We start from the raw sequence: 20,051 nt of genomic DNA, 5'->3' as shown, positions 1-20,051 counted from the left end.
CTGTACCAATCATCGGCAAACAGGGCTGCTTGATGCGGCCACCGAGCTCTGGGAGGCCGCCTTGCCATCGCCCGCCACACCCCTCAAGAACGATCTGGTCAGCGACATCGCTGCACAGGCGCTGTGGATCCGCCGCCGTAGCTTCCAGATGGTCTATGAAGCGCAACAGGGCCATCCAGGCGGCGATTTCAGCGCAGCCGACATCCTGGCGACCCTTTATTTCGGCGTGATGCAATTCGACCCGAAGAATGCGCGCGATCCCAAGCGCGACCGCTTCGTGATGAGCAAGGGCCATTGCACCGGCGCCTTTTATTCGGTCCTGGCGCGGGCGGGCTTTTTCCCCGAAACGGATCTCTCGACCTATATGGAGCCGCTCTCCGCCCTTAACGGCCATCCCAACCGCAACTATTTGCCAGGCGTTGAAACCAATACCGGGCCACTCGGCCATGGCCTGCCGGTTGCGACGGGCATCGCCATTGCCGGCCAGATGGACAAGGCCGATTTCCGCACCTTTGTGCTCACCGGCGACGGCGAACTGCAGGAAGGCAGCAATTGGGAAGCAGCGTTGACGGCGGCGCATCGCAAGCTGGAAAACCTCACCCTGATCATTGACCGCAACCGCCTGCAGCAGGGCGCCGGGACCGAGGACACGGCCTCACTCGATCCGCTCGATGAGAAATGGCGCGCCTTCGGCTGGCATGTCGAAATGGTCGATGGGCATAATCACGGCCAGCTTCTGGACATCCTCTCCGCCTCCCCGAGGGGCCGTGGCAAACCGCTCTGCGTCATTGCAAACACCTTCAAGGGCAAGGGCGTCAGCTTCATGCACGACAACGTCTTCTGGCATCATGGCGTGCCCAACAAAGAGCAATTCGAACAAGCCATGCGGGAACTCGTCTGATGAGCGCTGCTGCCCCTTCCAAGAGCGGTTTTTTCGACTGCCGCGACAGTTTCGCCACCACCATCGAGGCCCTCGCCGAGAGCGACCCTCGCATCGTCACCGTGGTCAGCGACAGCGTCGGCTCGTCCAAGCTGGCCGGCTTCCGCAAGAAATTCCCCGAACGCATGGTCAATGTCGGCATCGCCGAACAAACGCTTGTTGCAGTGGGTGCAGGCTTGGCCAATGGCGGCAAGGTGCCGTTTGTGTCGGCTGCCTCCTGCTTCATCACGGGCCGTGCCCTGGAACAGGTCAAGGCCGATATCGCCTACAGCAATGTCAATGTGAAGCTGATCGGCCAGTCGAGCGGCGTCGCCTATGGCGAGCTCGGCCCTACCCATCACTCCATTGAAGATCTCGCCTGGCTCAGGCTCTTCAACAACATGAAGCTGATCGTGCCGGCCGATCCCTGGCAGACGGCCGAAGCAATCAAGGCCGCCGCGGCCCATGATGGCCCGGTCTTCGTCCGGGTCAGCCGCATGGCGGTCCCGGCGCTCGAGCGCCCAGAAGACGCGGTCTTCGAGATCGGCAAAAGCGAAACGTTGGTCCAAGGCAACGACGCCACCATCATCGCCAATGGCACAATGGTGCATCGCGCCGTCGCTGCTGCCAAGGCGCTCGCCTCCGATGGCATTTCTGTTCGCGTCGTCAACATGGCCACGGTCAATCCGCTCGATGAAGCCGCCATCGCAGCCGCTGCCGACACCGGCGCCATCGTCACCGTCGAAGAACATTCCGTCAGGGGCGGCCTCGGCGGCGCCATTGCCGAAGTGGTGTCCACAACCAGTCCGGTGCCGATGCGCATTCTGGGCTTCCCCGGCTTCGTACCCACGGGCTCGGCCGAATGGCTGTTTGACCATTTCGGGCTCAACGAAGCCGGCATTGTCGACGCCGTTCGCCTGACCATCGCGCGAAAGAAATGAGCCGCGAGCTGATCCTGGCCATCGACCAGGGCACCACCAACACCAAGGCCCTGCTGGTGGATGCCTCCGGCCGCGTGCTGCACCAGGCCTCTGTGCCAAACATCGTCACCTATCCCCAAGCCGGCTGGGCCGAGCAGTCGGCCACGGCGTTGGTTCAGGGCGTCAAGCAGGTGATCGCTGAGGTCGTGTCCAAAGCTGGTGCTGCGGAAATCACCGGCATCGGCATCTCCAACCAGCGCGAATCCATCCTTGTCTGGGATACGGCCACCGGCGAGCCCATCGGTCCCGTCATCATCTGGCAGTGCCGCCGCTCCGCTCCCCAGTGCGACGCCCTGCATGCCGCCGGCCGTGCCGACGCAATCGAAGCCAGGACGGGCCTTGCGCTCGACCCGCTCTTTCCCGCCGCCAAGGTCGCTTGGCTCCTCGACAACACGCCTGGCGCCCGTGCCCGCGCCGAAGCCGGCGAGCTTCGCGCCGGCACGGTTGATTCCTGGCTCCTTTGGAACTTAACTGGCGGGCAGGTGCATGCCACCGATCATTCCAATGCTTCGCGCACGCAGTTGTTCAACACCCAAACACTGCAATGGGATACCGATCTCTGCGCGCTCTTTACCGTGCCCCAAACCCTGCTAGGCGAGGTCCGATCCTCCGATGCTTGCTTTGGCATCACTGCGGAGGGCACCACAGCCCTTCCCGCTGGCACCCCGATCCTTGCCATGATCGGCGATTCCCACGCTGCCCTGTTCGGCCACGGCGTGCGCACACCCGGCACGGTGAAAGCCACCTATGGCACCGGCACCTCGCTTATGGCGCTGACACCCGGTCGCGTTCGCTCAACCCACGGCTTGTCAAGCACCATCGCCTGGAGCCAGGGCGGCCAGGTACAGCACGCGCTTGAAGGCAATATCTCCGTCTCGGGGCAAACCGCCGCTTTCACTGCCGAACTCCTGGGCCTTGCCGACGCCGCCGCGCTTTCGGCGCTCGCCGAAACCGTTGATGACAGCAATGGCGTCGCTTTCGTTCCAGCCCTCGTAGGCCTTGGCGCTCCCTATTGGCGTGCCGACGCGCGCGGCACCATCACGGGCATGACGCTCGGCACCAAGCCGGCACACCTCGCGCGTGCCGCTCTGGAAGCCATCGCGTTTCAGGTCGCCGACGTTTACGCGGCGATGGAAGCCGACATGGGCTCGGCCTTGAGCGAGCTACGCGCCGATGGCGGCGCCTCGCGCAACGGGACCATCATGCAGTTCGAAGCCGATATTCTCGATCGCCCTGTCGCAGTTGCTGCCGCCCCGGAAGTGAGCGCCCTTGGCGCCGCAGCCCTGGCCTTTTCGGCTCTCGGCATCAGCATGCCGGCCGTTCCCGCCGCCCAGCATTTCACGCCGCAGATAAACGATGCGAGCCGCACCAGACATCGTCAGCGCTGGCGGTCCGCCATAACGCAAGCTCTGGCGACACAAAACAATCAGAACAGAGGAGGAACCCCATGACCACCCCACGCTTCGGCGCTGGCATCTGGCATTTTGCCACCTATCTCGACCGCTATGCGACCGATGGCTACGGCATTCCGCGCAACATCATCGAAGCGATCGACCTTGCCGGTCAGGTCAAGGATCTCAGCGTTGTGGACCTTAACTGGCCCTACTTCGGCGGCGAATATTCCGACGCGCAGATCAAGGAAGCGCTCGAGCGCAACAATCTGGGCGTCATCGGCATCACGCCCGAAATCTACACCCGCGACTTCGTCAAGGGCGCCTTCACCAATCCTGACGCTGGTATTCGCCGCAAGGCGCATGAACTCATCACGGCCGCCTGCGACGTCGTGCGCTTCCACAAGGCTGACTACGTAAAACTCTGGCCCGGGCAGGATGGCTGGGACTATCCCTTCCAGGTCGACTACTCCACCCAGTGGCAGCGCTCGCTGGATGGCGTCGGCCAGCTCGCCTCGGAAAACCCCGACCTTAAATTCGTCATCGAATACAAGCCGCGCGAACCACGCGTGCGCATGAGCTTCGGTTCGGTCGCCCGTACCATTCTCGGCATCGAAAAGATTGGCCTGCCCAACATCGGCATTCTCCTCGATTTCGGCCACGCCATCATGGGCGGCGAGTCCGCGGCGGACTCGGCCCAGCTCGCCATCGACCACGGCCGGCTCTTCGGCATGGACGTCAATGACAATTACCGCTCCTGGGACGATGACCTCGTCGCCGGCAGCCTTCACCCGATTGAACTTTTCGAGTTTTTCTATGTCCTTAAGAAAAACAAATGGGAAGGCGTCTGGCAGCTCGACCAGTTTCCGTTCCGCGAGGACAGCGTCGCGACGGCCACCCACGCCATCGACTTCCTCAAGGCTGCTGCCAAAGGTCTCGACCGCCTCGACATAGCGGCGCTTGAGGAAGCTCAAGGCCGGCATGACGCCATTGGCGCCCTTAAAATTGCACAGAAAGCCCTCTTCGGCGCCATGGGAGACCAGCCATGACCAATTTGCCTCGTGAGAAGCGCGCGCGTCTTATTCTCAATACTGACGCCAAGAACGAAGCGGACGATCAGTTCACAATCGTTCATGCCCTCCTGACACCCACCTTCGATTTCCATGGCATCATCGCGGCCCATTTTGGCGCTCACCGCTCGATGACGTCCATGGAAGACAGTCGCGCGGAGATCGATCACCTCCTCGATCTCATGAACCTTTCGGGCAAAATCCCCGTCGCCAACGGCGCGGCTAAGGCGTTGCCTGACGAGGACACGCCAGTCCCTTCACCCGGCGCCCAGCTCATTATCGACCAGGCCATGAGCGATGATGATCGCCCGCTCTATGTCGCCTTCCTAGGTCCTCTGACCGACATGGCTTCGGCCCTCCTTCTGGAGCCGCGCCTTAACGAGCGCGATGTGATCTGCGTCTGGATCGGCGGCGGTGTTTGGCCATCAGGTGGCCGCGAATTCAACCTCATGAACGACATTGCCGCGGCCAATGTGGTGATGCGCTCCAAGATCCAAGTCTGGCAGATTCCTTCAACCGTTTATCGCATGATGGCGGTGAGCTATGCCGAGCTGCAGGAGCGCTGCGAAGACAAGGGCCCGATTGGCAAATACCTTGTTGACCAGCTGATCGAGTGGAATCTGCGCGTCCACCAGGGCCCCATCGAGCATCGCTCATTGGGTGATACGCCAGCCCTTTCGGTTATCCTCAACCCAATGGGTGGCGTTTCGGAATGGCGTCCGGCGCCCGAGTTCTCGCCACAGATGCACTACATCCACAATGGGCAAAATCGCCCGATCAAGGTCTATGACACGATCGATGTGCGCTATATTCTTGAGGACTTCTATGCCAAGCTCGCCCGCTTCAATCGCGGTGTGCAGGAACTCGCCAATTTCGGCTGAGCCAATGCGGGACGCCGGCTCTTGCTGGCGTCCCGATTGCACCAAGAGCTAGCGAGCAAGACCCGCGCCATCAAACAGCAGGGCATCTGCGGGATTGAAACCCAAAACGATGCTGCCGCTCGGGCGCAGTGCACGATCCCCATCCAATACAGCCATAAAGGACGTGCCACTCGGCAGCGTTATGCTCACATTGGTTTCGTTGCCCAAGCGCTCCACCAGTGCCACCTGACCGACCACGCTGCCGCTTTCGGTCGGAGTCAGCGCATGGGGGCGAACGCCCAGCGTTACGCTGTCGCCAGGTTTGAGCCCCTCACCGCTCGCCCTGATGGCAGTTGCTGCGAGGTCCTTGCTGGACACACGCACCACATCGCCTTCCACCGCGTCAACAATTGCTGGAAGCAAATTCATCTTGGGCGAGCCGATAAAGCCGGCAACAAAGAGATTGGCCGGACGCTGGTAGAGCTCGATGGGCGAGCCCACCTGCTGCACTACGCCGCCATCAAGCACGACGATCTTGTCGGCCAGAGTCATCGCCTCGACCTGATCATGGGTGACATAGATCATGGTTGCGCCGAGATCCTGGTGCAGCCGCGCCAGTTCCATGCGCATGTCGACCCGCAAGGCAGCGTCCAGATTGGAAAGCGGCTCGTCAAACAGGAACACCTCCGGCTGCCGTACAATGGCCCGACCGATGGCCACGCGCTGCCGCTGCCCGCCCGAAAGCTGGCTGGGCTTGCGATTCAGCAAATGCTCCATCTGCAGGATGCGCGCGGCCTCGCGGATCTTCTTGTCCCGCACCTCCCGAGGCGTCTTGGCGAGCATCAGCCCAAAGCCCACATTGTCGTAAACCGTCATGTGGGGATAAAGCGCATAGCTCTGGAACACCATGGCGATGCCCCGGTCACGCGGCTCCACCTCATTGACCACCCGGTCGCCGATCACCAGCTCGCCAGCCGAGATCTCTTCCAACCCTGCGATCATGCGCAGCAGCGTGGACTTCCCGCAGCCAGAAGGGCCGACAAACACCACGAACTCGCCATGCTCGATGTGAAGGTCCACGCCCTTGATCACCTCGAGGTCACCATAGCTCTTGCGCAGTGCTTTGAGTTCCAGTCCGGCCATGTCCCTATCCCTTGACGGCACCTGCAGTCATGCCCGCCACGATCTGCCGGTTGAAGAACAGGAAGACGATCAGCGGCGGGATGGTAATCAGCAGGATATTGGTGAAAAGCAGATTGTAGGCCGTGCTGAACTGCGACTGGAAGTTGAACAGCGTCAGCTGCACCGTCGCATTGGCATTGCCCGGCAGATAATAGAGGGGGTTGGTGAAATCGTTGAAGATGCCAACTGACTGCACCACGATGTTGGTCACCGTCACCGGCCAGAGCATGGGGAGGATAATCCTGAAGAACACATCGAGCGGGCGCGCGCCATCAATGATCGCGGCCTCATCCATGTCCTTGGGAATAGTGGCGATGAAAGCCCGATAAAGGATGATCGAGAACGGCAGATTATACGCAACTTCGATCAGGATCATGCCGTGCAGCGTGCCAAATAGCTTGAGTCCCTGCAGCACCCAAATCGTGGGCACCACCGCTGGCGGCACCATGAGCCCAGCCAGGATCAGGAACTCGATAAGCGGATTCCAGCGCGTCTTGCGCCGCGCCAGGATGAAGCCGACCATGGCCGCGAAAACCACAAGTAGGCTAACACTCGCCACGGTGATGATGCTGGAATTGATGAAGGCCGTGATCATCATCCAGTTGCGAGTTTTCACCACCTCAAAGACATTGTCCCAGAGGTGAAAGCCCGTCGGCCAGGAGAAATCCCGCAGCGCCGATTGCTGCCGGTCCTTGAACGCCATCAGGATGATGAACAGGAACGGTATTACGAAGACCACAAAGGTCGCGACAATGGCGGCCACGCCGCCAAGAAGGGATGCCCGCTGTTTCATTCGTGGCCCTGCTTGCGGTTGAGAAGCATGGTGAGCGGCACAACCAACACGGCGATCAGCACGAACAGCACCACGTTGCCGGCCGTCGATAGGCCATAAAAGCCCGCCTGGTACTGCTTGTAGATCACCGAAGCGATTGTATCGGAAGCAAAGCCCGGCCCGCCCTTAGTCATAGCCCAGATCAAATCAAAGGTCCTCAGGCCCCCAATAAAGGAGAGAGTGATCACCGTCGCGGTCGCCGGCCGCATCAACGGGAGCGTCACGTAGCGGAAGTTCTGCCATTTGGTCGCGCCATCGATCCGCGCGGCCTCGTAGTAGTCCTTGGGAATTGCCACAACACCAGCGATATAGATGACAGTCGCCAGCCCCACGCCCTTCCACACATCGACCAGCGCAACCGAAAACAGCGCGAGCCTTGGATCCACTAGCCAGCCCGGCCCGGCAATGCCGAACAGCGCCAGCGTTTCGTTGATCATGCCTTGCGTCGGGTGCATCAGCACCGTGAAGGTGATGCCCACGCCGACGGTCGACACCAGGACGGGGAAAAAGATGACCGAGCGCAGATAACCGCGAGCGACGATCTGGCTGGTGAGCATGATGGCCAGCGCCATGCCGATCACGACCTTCAGCCCCGATGTCACCACCGCATAAATCAGCGTGTTGACGAGACCCTTGACGAGGAAGGGCTCGCGGAAGAACTGCGCGAAATTGTCGAAGCCGATAAAGACGCTGTCGAACAGCGTCCAGCGTGTCAGGCTGAAATAAAGGGAGGCAAAGGTTGGTGCCAGAAACAGCACCGCATAGATGATGGCCGCAGGCAGGTAGAACCAGCCCGGATAGGGCGACCGTTTTTGCGCTTGAGCGCGCTGGCTTGGCGCGCCTGCAACATTTCCCATGCTGGAAACAGCCATCGGTTCGACCCCTCGACCAAAGTGTGGCGGCTCGGGATGGATGATCCAGCCCGAGCCGCCACTCACATCAGCTTACCAGCCTTCAAGCCCGAGCTGCTGGGCCTGCTTGCGCACGTCCTCATCATAGAGCGCAGCGCCTTCGGCAGCCGGGCGAATGCCAGAGCCGACTTCAACCGTGATTTGCTCGAGAGCGGGGCCCTTGACCGGAGACAAGAACTCGAGCGCCGGGGCGTTCTGGCCGCCTTCCTGAAAATAGGGCAGCATGTCGGCGACAGCCGGCGGCACGTCTTCGGGCAGTTCGCAACCTTCGATCATGTAGGGACCCGTGGCGCCTACGGCTTCATTGCGGATGTCGCAACCTTCGGGCGAGCCGATAAAGCCCACGAAATCTTTAGCGAGTTCGGGGTTCTGCGTGGTCTTGGCGATGTAGATGGAGTCCGGCATCCAGGTGGTCAGGCCATTGCTGTCCGCGCTGTCGCCCGGCTGGGCGAAGAACCCCACATCCTGCAAATTGTCCGGCACGGTTTCGGCAATAGCGCCGACGCCGAAGGTCAGCATCGGATAGTGTGCGCCCTCACCGGTCGCCACCATGCGCAAACCATCGGGATAGGTCGCGGCGCCGAAATCGGCATTGAGATAGCCGCCTTCATAAACTTCCTGCAGCTTTTCAAAGCCGCGCAGAGCTGCCGGGGAAGTCGCGAACTTGGCCTGGTTGGCGGTGAAGCGTTCGGCAAAGTCCGGCTCGGCGGCAAGGACGTTGAAGAAGTCTGCCAGAACGAACAGCTGCGAGGTCCAGGTTTCGCCATAGGTCTGGATCACGGCGACCTTGCCGGCGGCCTTGATCTTTTCATTGTTGGCCATGAACTCGTCCCAGCTCTTGGGAACTTGGAGGCCAAGCTCTTCATAGATGGGCTTGTTGTAGAAAATGCCGCCGCCCATGGCGGGGGCGAAGGGCGTGCCATAGACTTCCCCGCCTGCGCTCACCACCGATTTGAAGCTTTCCTGGATACCGGCCTGCCAGGGCTCGTTGGTAACAGGAAGGAGGTTCTGCACGGGGTTGATCGCCTGGAACAGCGAACCGGAATTGTAGAAAAACACATCGGCCATGGCGCCGGTGGCAAGGCGCGTCTTGACGATGTTGTCGCCCTCGCCGCCACCCGGACGCACCTCGATGTCGATGGTCACATCGGGGTTTTGCTCGGTGTAAGCCGCAACCCACGCCTCGGCCACGGCAACCGATTGTGGGCCGTTGTCGATCAGGAACTGCAGATTGCCCGATTGCTGTGCCTGAACGGCATTGGCCGTTAGCAGCATGCCGAGCACGCTGGCCCCCAAGAGGGCCGAAATCCTTGTTTTGGTCATTGTCTACCTCCCTTGCGGCCCGCCTTGCGGACCATTGTTGAAACTGACTTCCTCGCGGCCTTATGGCGTATTGGCATTGACGTGCGGCTTGATCCGAACTTGGCGCCTGGTTGGCTCATAGGTGAAGCTGATGCTGTGCTTGCCCGGCGTGAGCGATGCCCCATCGGCAACAGCAGAGCCGCCCAGCTTGGCATTGCGATAGACCGGCGCGAGCCGAAGCGTGCCGCGTGTGCCTTCAGGCACCTCGATTTCGTAGCGCACCTGATCCCCCTCCACGCTCCAACTTGCGCGGATCACGCCCTTTGGGCTTTCGTGGTGCGCCTGCACAGGCGACAGGCCATCCAGCACAGTGGGCTCGAAAATGATGTGCTCGAACCCCGGCGCTTCCGGATCAGGCCTAAATCCTGCAACCCCTTCCAGCAGCCACTGGCACACTGCGCCATAGGCATAGTGATTGTAGGAGTTCATTTGCGGATTATAGATGGAGCCATCCGCCTGGATCGCGTCCCAGCGCTCCCAGATCGTGGTGGCGCCCATTTTCACCTGATAGAGCCACCCGGGTACCTCCTCCTGGAGGAATACATCGGCCACCAGCGCCCATTCGCCGATCTTGACAAGCGCGGGCAACAGCGCCGGGGTACCGATGAAACCAGTGCCAATGCGCCCGTCGCTGCGCGCAATGGCATTCTTGAAATATCTTTTGGCCGCATCCTGCTGGTCAGCAGGGATCAGATCGTGAAGGAAGGCAAGCGCATAGGAAGTCTGGTCATCGCTGCCGACGCGACCCGATGGCGTGATGAACTCACGCTGGAACGCCTCGCGCACCTGGCCTGCCATCGCCTCGAGGCGCTCAGCCTCTTCAGCCTGACCCACAAGACGAGCAATCCGCGCCACATGGCTTGCCGCTATATAAAGATAGATCGTCGCTGATGCCTCGTCGCTAATAGTCGGCAACGGCTTGGCGCTAGGCCCGCTGGGCTGCAGCCAGTCGCCAAAGGAAAAGCCGCGGGCGCCCCATTCGCGCGGCGGCTGCACCACCGGGCCATCGCTGATCGACCACACGAAATCCACCCAGCGCACCATGTTTGGCAGCGCTTCGCGGAGGAATTCGGCATCGCCATAATGGAGATACATCTGCCAGGGCACGACCCATACGGCATCGCCCCAGCCGGTGGAGCCATAAAAGCCCGGATAATACTCGGGCTGCAAACGCGTGGGGTCCGGCACCACATGAGGCACGGCGCCATCCTCACGCTGGTCCGCCATCAAATCGCGCATCCACTTGCGGAAGAAATCCTGCGCTTCGGCCAGATACATGGCCGTGCCAGCAAAAACCTGCGCGTCACCGGTCCAACCCAAACGCTCGTCGCGCTGCGGACAATCGGTCGGCACATCAATGAAATTGCCACGCTGCGACCAAACAGTGTTGAGGAACAACCGGTCCACCAGCTTGTTGCCAGATGTGAACCCGGCCTTGAGTTCGGTCACGGAGCTGATCGGCACCGAAACAATGCTGGTGATTTCCGCTTGGCCTTCGATGGTCACGCGCGCATAGCGGAAGCCGTGGAACGTGAAGTGGGGGCGATAGCCCTCCTCGCCCTGCCCCGAAAGCGTATATTCAACCCGCGCTTCTGCAGTGCGATAATTGACGTTGTAGAAATTGCCCGCTTTGTCGAGAATTTCGGCATGCTCGACAATCACCCGAGCGCCGGCCTCGCCCCGGACCGTAAACGCAACATAGCCCCCCACATTCTGTGCGAAATCATAAACGGTCCGGCCCTCGGCATCTGTCCACTGCTTGAGCGGCTGCAAAGCATCGAGCTCGCGCACCGCCGCTGCTTCGGCAGCAACGAGCCGCCCGAGATCAAACTCCATCACGGCGCTGCCGCTCGTTGCCTCCGCCGCCACGCGCGCATCAAAGATCTCGCCGAAATAAATACCGGACTTGCGCACCGGCAGCTCGCCGCTTTCCCAGCTCGCATCCGTCGCAACGATCACCGCGCCTTGGCCGCGCAGTTCGGCAATGGCCGCGATCTGGTCGCCATAAGTATTGACGATGGGGAACTTGCCCCACATCAGTTGCGATCGATACCAGCCATCCGCCAGCCAAATCTCGATAACGTTCTCGCCGGCCACCAGCAGGTCCGCGACCCTATAGGTCTGGAAACTCAGTCGCTTGTCATAGCTGGTCCAGCCCGGCGTCAGAAGGTCATTGCCGACGCGTTTGCCATTGATGAAGCAAAGATAAAGGCCCAGCGCGGAAACGCGCAGCGCCTCCTCACCGCCCACATCATCAAGGGAGAACCGCTTGCGCAAGAAGCTCGCCGGCGTGCCGACCCCTTGATCCGCCAGCGGGCGAACCATCTGAGCTTCCCAGCCTGAAATGGCCGATGCCGAGCCATGCGCAAGTGCTGCGTCGTACACGCGGAAACCTCCCTCTGGACACCGCTTTACGCGGATGTAAACTGTTCTACGTGTAGCGTTCTACATTCTTGTGCGAATTGCAATAGCTTTTCGTGCCGGATAATCGGGAGCGCACTGGAGAATGGTTGATATGAGCGAGATCAAAGCACCAAAGCGAGCGGGCCGCGTCACCATCCGGGACGTTGCGCAAGACGCCGGGGTATCTGTGGCTGCCGTATCCAAGGTGCTGCGCAATGCCTATGGGGTCAGCGACAGCTTGCGCGAAAAAGTCCTGCTCTCCATGGGCAAGCTCAATTACCGGCCCCTTGCCTCCGCGCGCGGGCTGCGGGGCCGCACCTATACCTTGGGGCTTCTCCTGCCCGATCTGCGCAACCCCTTCTTTGCCGACATCTTCGATGGAGTGAATTCAGCCCTTGCCCGCACCCAGTACCAGGCCATGCAGGGCATTTCCGTCCATGCCAACGAGCTTGTTGATGCCATGATCGACCGACAGATGGACGGCTTGATCCTGATCGGCCCCAATGAGGTTGCCTCTCGGCTGTCCGACATTGCGAACCGTGTGCCCCTGGTGCTGATTGGCCACCATGAGCCAGTCGACAACCTTTTCGACACTGTCAACAATGATGACCAACTCGGGGCTCGTCTCGTCGTGCGTCATCTTCATGCCCAGGGCCATCGTCGCATCGCCATGATGAGCCTGGCAAAGGCCTCCACTGTGATCACACAGCGCGAGCTCGGCTACCGGCTCGAAATGATGGAACAGGGGCTGGGCACGGCTATCAACATTATCCGCTGCTCCCAAGTGCTGCGCGATGTCCAGGTGGCCGTCCGCAAGCTGCTGGAAAGCCCGCACCGCCCGGACGCCCTTTTCTGCTGGACGGATCTCATTGCCATAGAGGCGATCAGCGTCGCAACCGAGCTGGGCCTTTCCATCCCGCAGGACATCGCCGTGGTTGGTTATGACAACACCATGTATTGTGATCTCGCGCAGAACCGGCTGACCAGCGTCGATCAGTCCGGTGAACTCCTGGGCTTGCAGGCTGCGCGCCTCCTGATCGAGCGCATCGAAGGGCGCACCGAGGCCGAGCATTTCGTTGTTACCCCCCGAATTGTTGCCCGGGCCAGCTCGCGCCGCCCGTGAGGGGCGCCCATTGCACAAACGCGAAGGCCGAGCCCGAAGGCCCAGCCTCCACGTCTAGCGCAAGAACTTATTCCGCCAGTGCGAAGGTTTCGAGATCGCTTGCATTGGTCTCATCGATCAGCACGCAATCCATCGAGATCTTCTCGTCCATGCCGGTCGAGCCTTCCTTGAGGTATTTGTCGGCCAGTTCCACCGCCCATTGGGCCTGCCGGTACGCTGGCTGCAGAACCGTTGCATAAATCTTGCCCGCGACAATGGCATCGCGCACATCGTTGGAGCCATCAAATCCGACCACGATCACATCGTCCCGGCCAGCCGCTTCCAGCGCTGCGAGCGCGCCCATGGCCATGGTGTCGTTGCCGGCAATCACGCCCTTGATATCGGGATTGGCCTGAAGGATCGATTCCATCTTGGTGAAGGCTTCGGTCTGGCTCCAGTTGGCCGATTGCTGCGCCACCATCACCAGGTCAGGATATTGGTCGATCACGTCGTGGTAACCCGAGGAGCGGATACCGGCATTGGTGTCGGATTCCTTACCCGTCAGTTCAACATAATTGCCTTCTTCACCCATGGCCTCGACAAAGGCCTCGGCGCCAAGCGTTGCGCCTTGGTAATTGTTAGACACGATCTGCGCCACGGCAACGCCGGTGGCATTGATTTCGCGGTCGATCAGGAAGCTCGGTATCCCCGCATCCTTGGCCTTCTGCACGGCAGCCACCGACGCGTCGGCACCGGCATTGTCCAGGATGATCGCCTTGGCGCCTGCAGCGATGGCAGAGTCGATCAGCTCGTTCTGCTTGTTGGCATCATCGTCATGCGAATAGACCTGTGTAGTATAGCCCAGCTCTTCAGCCTTGGCCTGCGCGCCCTCGGCTTCCGCCTTGAAAAACGGATTGTCATGGCTTGGGGTGATGATCACCATGAGCCCACCATCCTGCGCCAGGACGGGCGCGGAGAGAGCAACGCCGGCCATCGCGCCCAATGCAAGGGCTGCGAGAGTTTTCACTAGCTTCATCTTTATCCTCCTGGGCCCCTTCCGGGCCGATTATCCCTGCAACGCTTTTTCGTCTATTGCGCTTTTTTTTTGTTTATTGATGTATGCAAACAAAATCGTGGGAGTCAACGAGCCTGACGCAAAAGCCCCTTTATCAGCGACTATGCGACGCTCAACGATAGCAGTCTGCTAACCTATTCGACCCAGATGCTGACACGCGGCAAGGATGCGACCGACACCTCGGCTCCCCGTTCGGCTCAGCCTTGACGGCTGTTTGCAGCGAGCCGACGCTGCAACTGGTCGAGCACCACGGCAGCAATGATCACCAGTCCCTTAATGACCATCTGCCAGAATTCCGACACCCCCATCATCACAAGGCCGTCCGAGAGAACCCCGATAACAAAGGCGCCGATAATGGTGCCCCCGATCAGACCCCGCCCACCAGAGAGCGATGTGCCGCCGAGCACTGCGGCGGCAATGGCATTGAGCTCAAAGGTTTCCCCACTCGCCGGATGGCTCGCAACGAGCTGGGAAGAAACAATCAGCCCCACCACAGCCGCGCAAAAGCCCGAGATCATGTAGACGGCAATCTTGACGCGGTCGACCTGAACTCCGCTCAACGCCGCGGCGCGTTCATTGCCGCCTACCGCATAAACCTTGCGCCCAAAAGGCGTCCTTTGCGCCACATAGGCAGCGATCAGCGCCAGCACGACAAGGATGATGACAGACACGGGAATGCCCAAGACATTGCCCGAGCCGATGATTGGATAGCCTTGATTGCCCAACTCTTCCTTGCCGACGAGGTTGGAAAAAGTCGAGCCACCCGACAGCAGCAATGCAGCGCCCCGGGCGACGTAGAGCGTGCCCAAGGTGGCGATAAAGGGCGCAACACCAAGCTTGGTGACGAGTAAACCGTTGATCGCTCCGATCGCCGTGCCGACCAGCAAGGCAATCCCGATGACTTCGGGCACATTGGGATAGATAATGACGCCCAGCATAGGCAGCTGCAGGCCATGGGCGAGAAGACCACCTGCCACCATGCCTGTCAGGCCCACGATCGAGCCGACGGACAAGTCGATGCCCCCTGTCAGGATCACATAGGTCATGCCGATGGCCAGGATCGCGTTGATCGCCACATGCTTGGAAATAATGATCGCGTTGGCAACCGACACGAAGTTCGGCGCCATGAAGGCAAAGAACAGCGTCACCACGATCAATGCAATGAATGTGCGCAGCTTGAGCAGGATCAGCAGCGCTGAAGTATTGCCCTGGGAGCTCTGTTTTGCGGTCGCGACAGCAGATGACATAATGGCTCCTTAGGCGAAAGCGGGTTCGTCGAGCTTGAGGGTTGAAGCGCGCACCAGCGCCTCGTCAGTGGCGTCTTCTGCCCGTAGATCTGCAGTAATCCGGCCATAGGCCATAACCAGAATACGGTCAGCCACGGCATGGGTCTCCTTGAGGTCGGAGGTGGTGTAGACAATGGCGAGACCCTGGTCAGCCAAGTCCCGCATTGTCGAAAACACCTCCGCCTTGGCGCCAATATCGATGCCACGGCTGGGCTCATCGAGCAGCAGCACACGCGGTTCCGTCAGGAGTGATTTGCCGATCACAACTTTCTGCTGATTGCCGCCCGAAAGCGAGGTGATCGGCGCATCTGGTCCGGCCGTCTTGATGTGCAGTTGCCTGATCACCTGCTGCAGGAGCGGGGTTTCATCGGCCTTAGATATGGAAAAGAACCTGGTAAAACGGCGAAGGCTCGCAAGGCCCAGATTGCCGCCAACAGACAGGTTCTGCACCAAGCCATCACGCTGACGATCCTCTGGCACCAGCAGCAGTCCCGCCTTCATGCGACGGCTGACTGAACGGCCGGACAGTTCCGTACCTGCAAGCTTCACCGAGCCTGTTGCGCCAGGACGCAGACCATAAAGGCTTTCGAAAAGCTCCGTCCTGCCAGCCCCCAGAAGCCCGTAAATGGCTGTGATTTCACCGGTGCGAAAGGACACGGAAACGTCATCCACCGCCAGGAGCGTGCCGCGGCGGGGCAGCGTCAAATTGCTGACTTCGAGGATAGCAGGACCTGCAGGAATAGCGGGCGCACGCCTGGAAACCACCTCCCCTGATCCCAGCATTTTTTCAATGATCCAGGGAATGCTGACTTGGTCGCGTGTCGCCGCGGCCGCCAGGCGTCCATCGCGCAGAACGGTGAAGTGATCGCCGATGCGGATCAGCTCTTCAAGGCGATGAGAGATGTAGATGATGGCAACGCCCGCACGCTTGAGCTCGCCTATCACCTTGAATAACACCTCCACTTCCGAGGCCGACAACGCCGAAGTGGGCTCGTCCATGATCAGGATGCGGGCGTCCTCTGCCAAAGCCTTGGCGATCTCGACGATCTGCTGCTGCCCAATCATCAGATCACCAACTAGCGCATCGGCGTCGATCTCGTGCTCCAGGAGCCGCATGAGCTCCACGGTACGCGCCCGCTGCGCGGCCCGGTCGATGTGGAACCCCGCCCTGGTGAGATCACGACCAAGGAAGATGTTCTCGGTGACGCTCAGGTTTGGGCAGAGATTGAGCTCCTGGAACACGATGCCGATCCCCTGCCGCGCAGCGTCCCGGACTGAGGCAAAGCTCACAGGCTTGTCCGCCATGGTGATCGTGCCCCGCGTTGGCCGCTCCACCCCGGCAAGAATCTTCATCAGCGTCGACTTGCCCGCGCCGTTTTCGCCGATCAGCACATTAACCGAGCCGGCATGGACATCGAAATCCACGTCCTGCAGGGCAATCGTCCCAGGAAAGGTCTTGGTGATGGCCCGGGCGCCGAGGACGACGTCACTCACGGCGCCACCTCGAGGCTCACCGGCGTCACCATGACGGGATCCCCAGCACGGCTGATTGCAATGGCGCCGGTGAAGGTCACCACATCGCCAACCGCAACTGCCTCGGCACTTTGCGTGATCGCCGCATAGGCAAGTGCAGTCAAAGCCTTGCCGGCATTGGCGTACTCGATCTGATTGACGAAATCCTTGAACGACACAAAGGGCAGCGCGTCGCGCACGGCATTGCCGCGGATCACGGGCCCGATCTGCACCAGCACCGGCTCGGCAAGGCCCTCCACCGCCACTTTCAGGGTCCCCGCCCGCGACTCGGTGTTCTTGGCGATCACCTCGCCCGTGCCGTTGACCACAAAGCTCCAGGGCGATCCCTCGCCCGCCCGATACCCGAACTGTGTTCCCGCCGCTTGCAGGTCAGCTATAACAGCCGGAAGAACTTCCGCCACAGGCCGAGCCGTTTCGGAGAAAAAGGGAAGCGCCTGCGTTGTCCAGATACCATCCGCATAGCTTGCCGCATCGAAACCAGCAGGTGCCGCAGCCTGCTCTTCCGCGATCGGCACTATTTTGCACCCGGCAAGGGGGAGAAGCGGGAAAACCAGAGCTAGCAGGACAAAGCGCCGGTCGAACATGCCGCAAAACTCCCCTCCCGCTATCGCCTTCTCTTCCGGTTCGTTGCGATTTTTTGCGATTGCCTTCTTTTTGCAGCAAGGACGAAGCCAGTGTCAACAACACATGTGCGGGAAAGCTTGGACATGCGGACGCAATCGAAGCGCAACAAACCGCAAATCCGTCGTGGCATTGTCTGTCAGCTCGTTCCAGCGGATCGTTTGATCCAACGACTGCGTGGCGGTGCACCTAAAAAGAGCAACCATCAATGCCCTGAAGTGAGACTTACCACCCAAAGCCAAGCCGCTGGAAAGGCAGGACGCTAAGACGCCCACCAACACCGCAGATCGCCATCTCTGATCAAGAAAATGGTGCCCGGGACCGAAGTACAATAAGCCTTTTCCTTCAGTAGTTTATGCTAATGTTAGATTCACAAATGTTCTACTAAGCATTGAGGTTTTGTAAGTCGGCGTCTAACGGTGCAAAGAGCTATGTTCGGTGCAGTCAAGGAGGATGCGGCTTATTGCGGTCATAGGGTTTCACAGTGTCAGTCAACGGTTGACGTCTGCATCCGGTGGGTGGCTCACAGAATTGATCGTCGTGGACAACATAGCCGCGGTGTACTCCGCTGTCCGTGAATGCAAGTCTACCGAGTTTACTTTAGAGCAACGGGTACACTTCCATGGAATGCCAGTTAGCGAACAAGCTGTGGGCGCACTGCACATACCGGTCCGGTCCCTAGCCGTCTGCAATGTTCAAGGGCTCGCATCGCCCTTTGCTGACCGCAGGTCGAACGCAGCAGCTAGCTCCCAGAACGTCCTAAGTAGTTCGAAGGCTGGCGAGCCAAGGCCCTGCATTCGGCCATCACTTACCATTTCGTCGAACAAGCTTGGGCTAACACCTATGTAGGGCGCAACAGCCGTTCGCGGGACACCCCCTAGCATCAACACATCTGGTAGAGCGCATTCTGCTTCTTCTTTATTCAAGCAGTCGCTGGGGTCTACGACACTCATCTAAGAGCTACTTAGCTATTTTGTCGTGCTGCACTGTAAGGTGCTTCTTTGACACTATTCGAGCAGCATGTTTAGCTTCGTAGTCTGCGACCAATCGCTAGCCTCGCCTACAGTGAAGAGCGACGTTACGGGTAGAGGAAATAGCCGATAACGCTTAACCCCCATCCAATCTGGGGACCTCGGATGAAAAGGCCCGCCAAAGCGAGCCTGGCCCTTTTCTAATTGCTAGGTTCTAGCCTATTTAGTCTGGACCACTACACGGCGGTTATCTGCCTGAGCAGATCCGAACTGGTCTGTCTCGCCGCCACTAATTGCCTCTCGCGTACTGAAATCGCCACCTTGAGCGATTAGATAATCCAAAACTTTCTGCGCTCGATCGAGTGCTACCTGATCATTGATATATGAGGGTCCAGACGTGCTACTGTATCCCGTTACTGTGACGTTGCAGTTTTCTTTTTCCAGAACAGGAACCAGAAGGGTCTGCTGATCAGCCGAAAGGTTCACAATGCCACTGGAGAAGTTTGTTACCTCAACAGTAAGATCACACGCTGACTGCTGAGCCACCTCAGGTGCTGCAATCTGCAGAGTGGCTGTAGTGTTGTTGAAAAGAACTAGCCTCTGATCGCGAGCAGAGGTGCTTTCGCCGACGAATTCGATGCCAGACCATTCCTGACCGCTGATGCCGGCCGAAATGATCACCAGGTTCCGATCTGTGCCGGGCGCTCGGTTTCCAGCCTGGTCCTTGGGCCCTGCCGCGTCGTTGGTGAAGCGAATCCCAATGGATGTTGCTTCATCCGGAAATTCGAAAGAAAATGTCTCTCCGTCAGGGTTTTGTGCAGTGCCTTTTCCAATCTGTTGGCCATCTGCCAATACCACGAAATTCGCTCCTCCTTCGTAGAGTTCGGCAGCTATATTGAGGTCCAAAGTGGCAGCCGAAGCCAAGCCCGTGCTTATGACCAAAATCGATAAGCTAGATGCTATACGCATGATATTTACCTTCGTTCGGCGCCAATCTAGCCGCGAGTACTTACACAAACAATATAAGCTAAGTGGAGCGCACCCTATTTTGACCGGACATGTGGCATAGCTGATAAGGCATAGGCATACGCCTATGAGTACGACTATGTCCAAGAGTGCCGATGAGCCGTTTCGACGGGTCGAAGTGATTACTTCCGTGCAGCGCCGCCGACGCTGGTCAGTGGCCGAGAAGGTGCGGCTGGTAGAGGAAGCCATGCAGCCGGGCATGAGTGTTTCCTATGTGGCACGCCAAGCCGGCATTTCCCCCTCTCAACTCTTTGCCTGGAAGCGCCGCATGCTTGAAGGTGGCCATGCGGCCGTTCAGGCTGATGAAGATGTTGTGGGCGCATCCCAGGTTCGCGAGCTGGAGAAGCGCGTGCGTGATCTCGAGCGCATGTTGGGCAAAAAGACCATGGAAGCCGAGATCCTCAAGGAAGCCCTTGATCTCGCGCGCCCAAAAAAACGGACCTCGCCGTTGCTGTCGTGGAGCAATCCCGAGGACGATACCCAATGAGTGCCGTAGCAAGAACATTAGGCGTCTCCAGATCCAACCT

At 59.7% G+C, this 20,051-nt stretch carries 16 protein-coding genes and 1 pseudogene; 7 read left to right on the top strand and 10 right to left on the bottom strand.

The features are described 5' to 3' along the window. Positions 1-148: 148 nt before the first annotated feature. Genes DDE77_RS00090 through DDE77_RS00070 form a run of 5 tightly spaced genes read left to right on the top strand, consistent with a single transcriptional unit; the run spans position 149 to position 5,241 of the window. Positions 149-901 (top strand): transketolase, encoded by a 753-nt coding sequence (locus DDE77_RS00090; protein ID WP_108395849.1) that lies wholly within the window; start codon positions 149-151, stop codon positions 899-901. Beyond that, the gene (locus tag DDE77_RS00085; protein ID WP_108395400.1) at positions 901-1,860 is read left to right on the top strand and encodes a transketolase family protein; all 960 of its coding nucleotides are present in this window, start codon (positions 901-903) and stop codon (positions 1,858-1,860) included. The genes DDE77_RS00090 and DDE77_RS00085 overlap by 1 nt, the downstream gene beginning before the upstream one ends. Next, positions 1,857-3,350: an FGGY family carbohydrate kinase gene (locus tag DDE77_RS00080; RefSeq protein ID WP_108395399.1), complete on the top strand. Its 1,494-nt coding sequence runs from the start codon at positions 1,857-1,859 to the stop codon at positions 3,348-3,350. Before DDE77_RS00085 ends, DDE77_RS00080 begins: the two co-directional genes overlap by 4 nt. Further along, entirely contained in the window at positions 3,347-4,339 is a 993-nt protein-coding gene (locus tag DDE77_RS00075) for a sugar phosphate isomerase/epimerase family protein (RefSeq protein ID WP_108395398.1), read from the top strand. The genes DDE77_RS00080 and DDE77_RS00075 overlap by 4 nt, the downstream gene beginning before the upstream one ends. Beyond that, positions 4,336-5,241, top strand: a complete 906-nt coding sequence (locus DDE77_RS00070) for a nucleoside hydrolase (protein WP_108395397.1) — start codon at positions 4,336-4,338, stop codon at positions 5,239-5,241. The genes DDE77_RS00075 and DDE77_RS00070 overlap by 4 nt, the downstream gene beginning before the upstream one ends. A 48-nt stretch (positions 5,242-5,289) precedes the next feature. On the opposite strand, the gene DDE77_RS00065 is transcribed toward DDE77_RS00070, so the two are convergent. The 5 genes from DDE77_RS00065 to DDE77_RS00045 form a co-directional block, all read right to left on the bottom strand. Further along, entirely contained in the window at positions 5,290-6,363 is a 1,074-nt protein-coding gene (locus DDE77_RS00065) for an ABC transporter ATP-binding protein (protein ID WP_108395396.1), read from the bottom strand. A gap of 4 nt (positions 6,364-6,367) precedes the next feature. Continuing rightward, on the bottom strand, positions 6,368-7,195 hold the full coding sequence (locus DDE77_RS00060; protein WP_108395395.1) for a carbohydrate ABC transporter permease: 828 nt from the start codon (positions 7,193-7,195) through the stop codon (positions 6,368-6,370). Continuing rightward, positions 7,192-8,091 (bottom strand): carbohydrate ABC transporter permease, encoded by a 900-nt coding sequence (locus tag DDE77_RS00055; RefSeq protein WP_210204323.1) that lies wholly within the window; start codon positions 8,089-8,091, stop codon positions 7,192-7,194. Before DDE77_RS00055 ends, DDE77_RS00060 begins: the two co-directional genes overlap by 4 nt. An 87-nt stretch (positions 8,092-8,178) precedes the next feature. Further along, the gene (locus tag DDE77_RS00050) at positions 8,179-9,468 is read right to left on the bottom strand and encodes an ABC transporter substrate-binding protein (RefSeq protein ID WP_108395393.1); all 1,290 of its coding nucleotides are present in this window, start codon (positions 9,466-9,468) and stop codon (positions 8,179-8,181) included. A 60-nt stretch (positions 9,469-9,528) separates the two neighbouring features. Continuing rightward, positions 9,529-11,832 (bottom strand): alpha-L-rhamnosidase, encoded by a 2,304-nt coding sequence (locus DDE77_RS00045; protein ID WP_108395848.1) that lies wholly within the window; start codon positions 11,830-11,832, stop codon positions 9,529-9,531. A gap of 190 nt (positions 11,833-12,022) precedes the next feature. Between DDE77_RS00045 and DDE77_RS00040 the strand changes: the two genes are divergently transcribed. After that, positions 12,023-13,033, top strand: coding sequence for a LacI family DNA-binding transcriptional regulator (locus DDE77_RS00040; protein WP_108395847.1), 1,011 nt, complete (start codon positions 12,023-12,025; stop codon positions 13,031-13,033). Between the two features lie 67 nt (positions 13,034-13,100). Here DDE77_RS00040 and DDE77_RS00035 read toward each other — a convergent pair whose 3' ends face one another. The 5 genes from DDE77_RS00035 to DDE77_RS00010 form a co-directional block, all read right to left on the bottom strand. Next, a complete protein-coding gene (locus DDE77_RS00035) occupies positions 13,101-14,048 on the bottom strand; it encodes a D-ribose ABC transporter substrate-binding protein (RefSeq protein ID WP_108395392.1) in 948 nt (315 codons plus the stop codon). Between the two features lie 236 nt (positions 14,049-14,284). After that, positions 14,285-15,334: an ABC transporter permease gene (locus tag DDE77_RS00030; protein ID WP_108395391.1), complete on the bottom strand. Its 1,050-nt coding sequence runs from the start codon at positions 15,332-15,334 to the stop codon at positions 14,285-14,287. A 9-nt stretch (positions 15,335-15,343) separates the two neighbouring features. Then, on the bottom strand, positions 15,344-16,867 hold the full coding sequence (locus tag DDE77_RS00025) for a sugar ABC transporter ATP-binding protein (protein ID WP_108395390.1): 1,524 nt from the start codon (positions 16,865-16,867) through the stop codon (positions 15,344-15,346). After that, positions 16,864-17,490, bottom strand: a complete 627-nt coding sequence (locus tag DDE77_RS00020) for a DUF2291 family protein (RefSeq protein WP_108395389.1) — start codon at positions 17,488-17,490, stop codon at positions 16,864-16,866. Before DDE77_RS00020 ends, DDE77_RS00025 begins: the two co-directional genes overlap by 4 nt. 1,227 nt (positions 17,491-18,717) lie before the next feature. Further along, complete coding sequence (locus tag DDE77_RS00010; RefSeq protein WP_170116446.1) at positions 18,718-19,467, bottom strand: carbohydrate-binding domain-containing protein; 750 nt, start codon at positions 19,465-19,467, stop codon at positions 18,718-18,720. 124 nt (positions 19,468-19,591) lie between these two features. Here DDE77_RS00010 and DDE77_RS00005 point away from each other — a divergent pair. Then, positions 19,592-20,051: pseudogene (locus tag DDE77_RS00005) on the top strand (transposase); the annotation flags it as partial.

This window comes from Devosia submarina, from assembly GCF_003056345.1.
GTDB classification, from domain to species: Bacteria; Pseudomonadota; Alphaproteobacteria; order Rhizobiales; family Devosiaceae; genus Devosia; species Devosia submarina.
The sequence above is the reverse complement of the archived record's forward strand: the minus strand, read 5'-3'. Positions and strand labels throughout refer to the sequence as shown.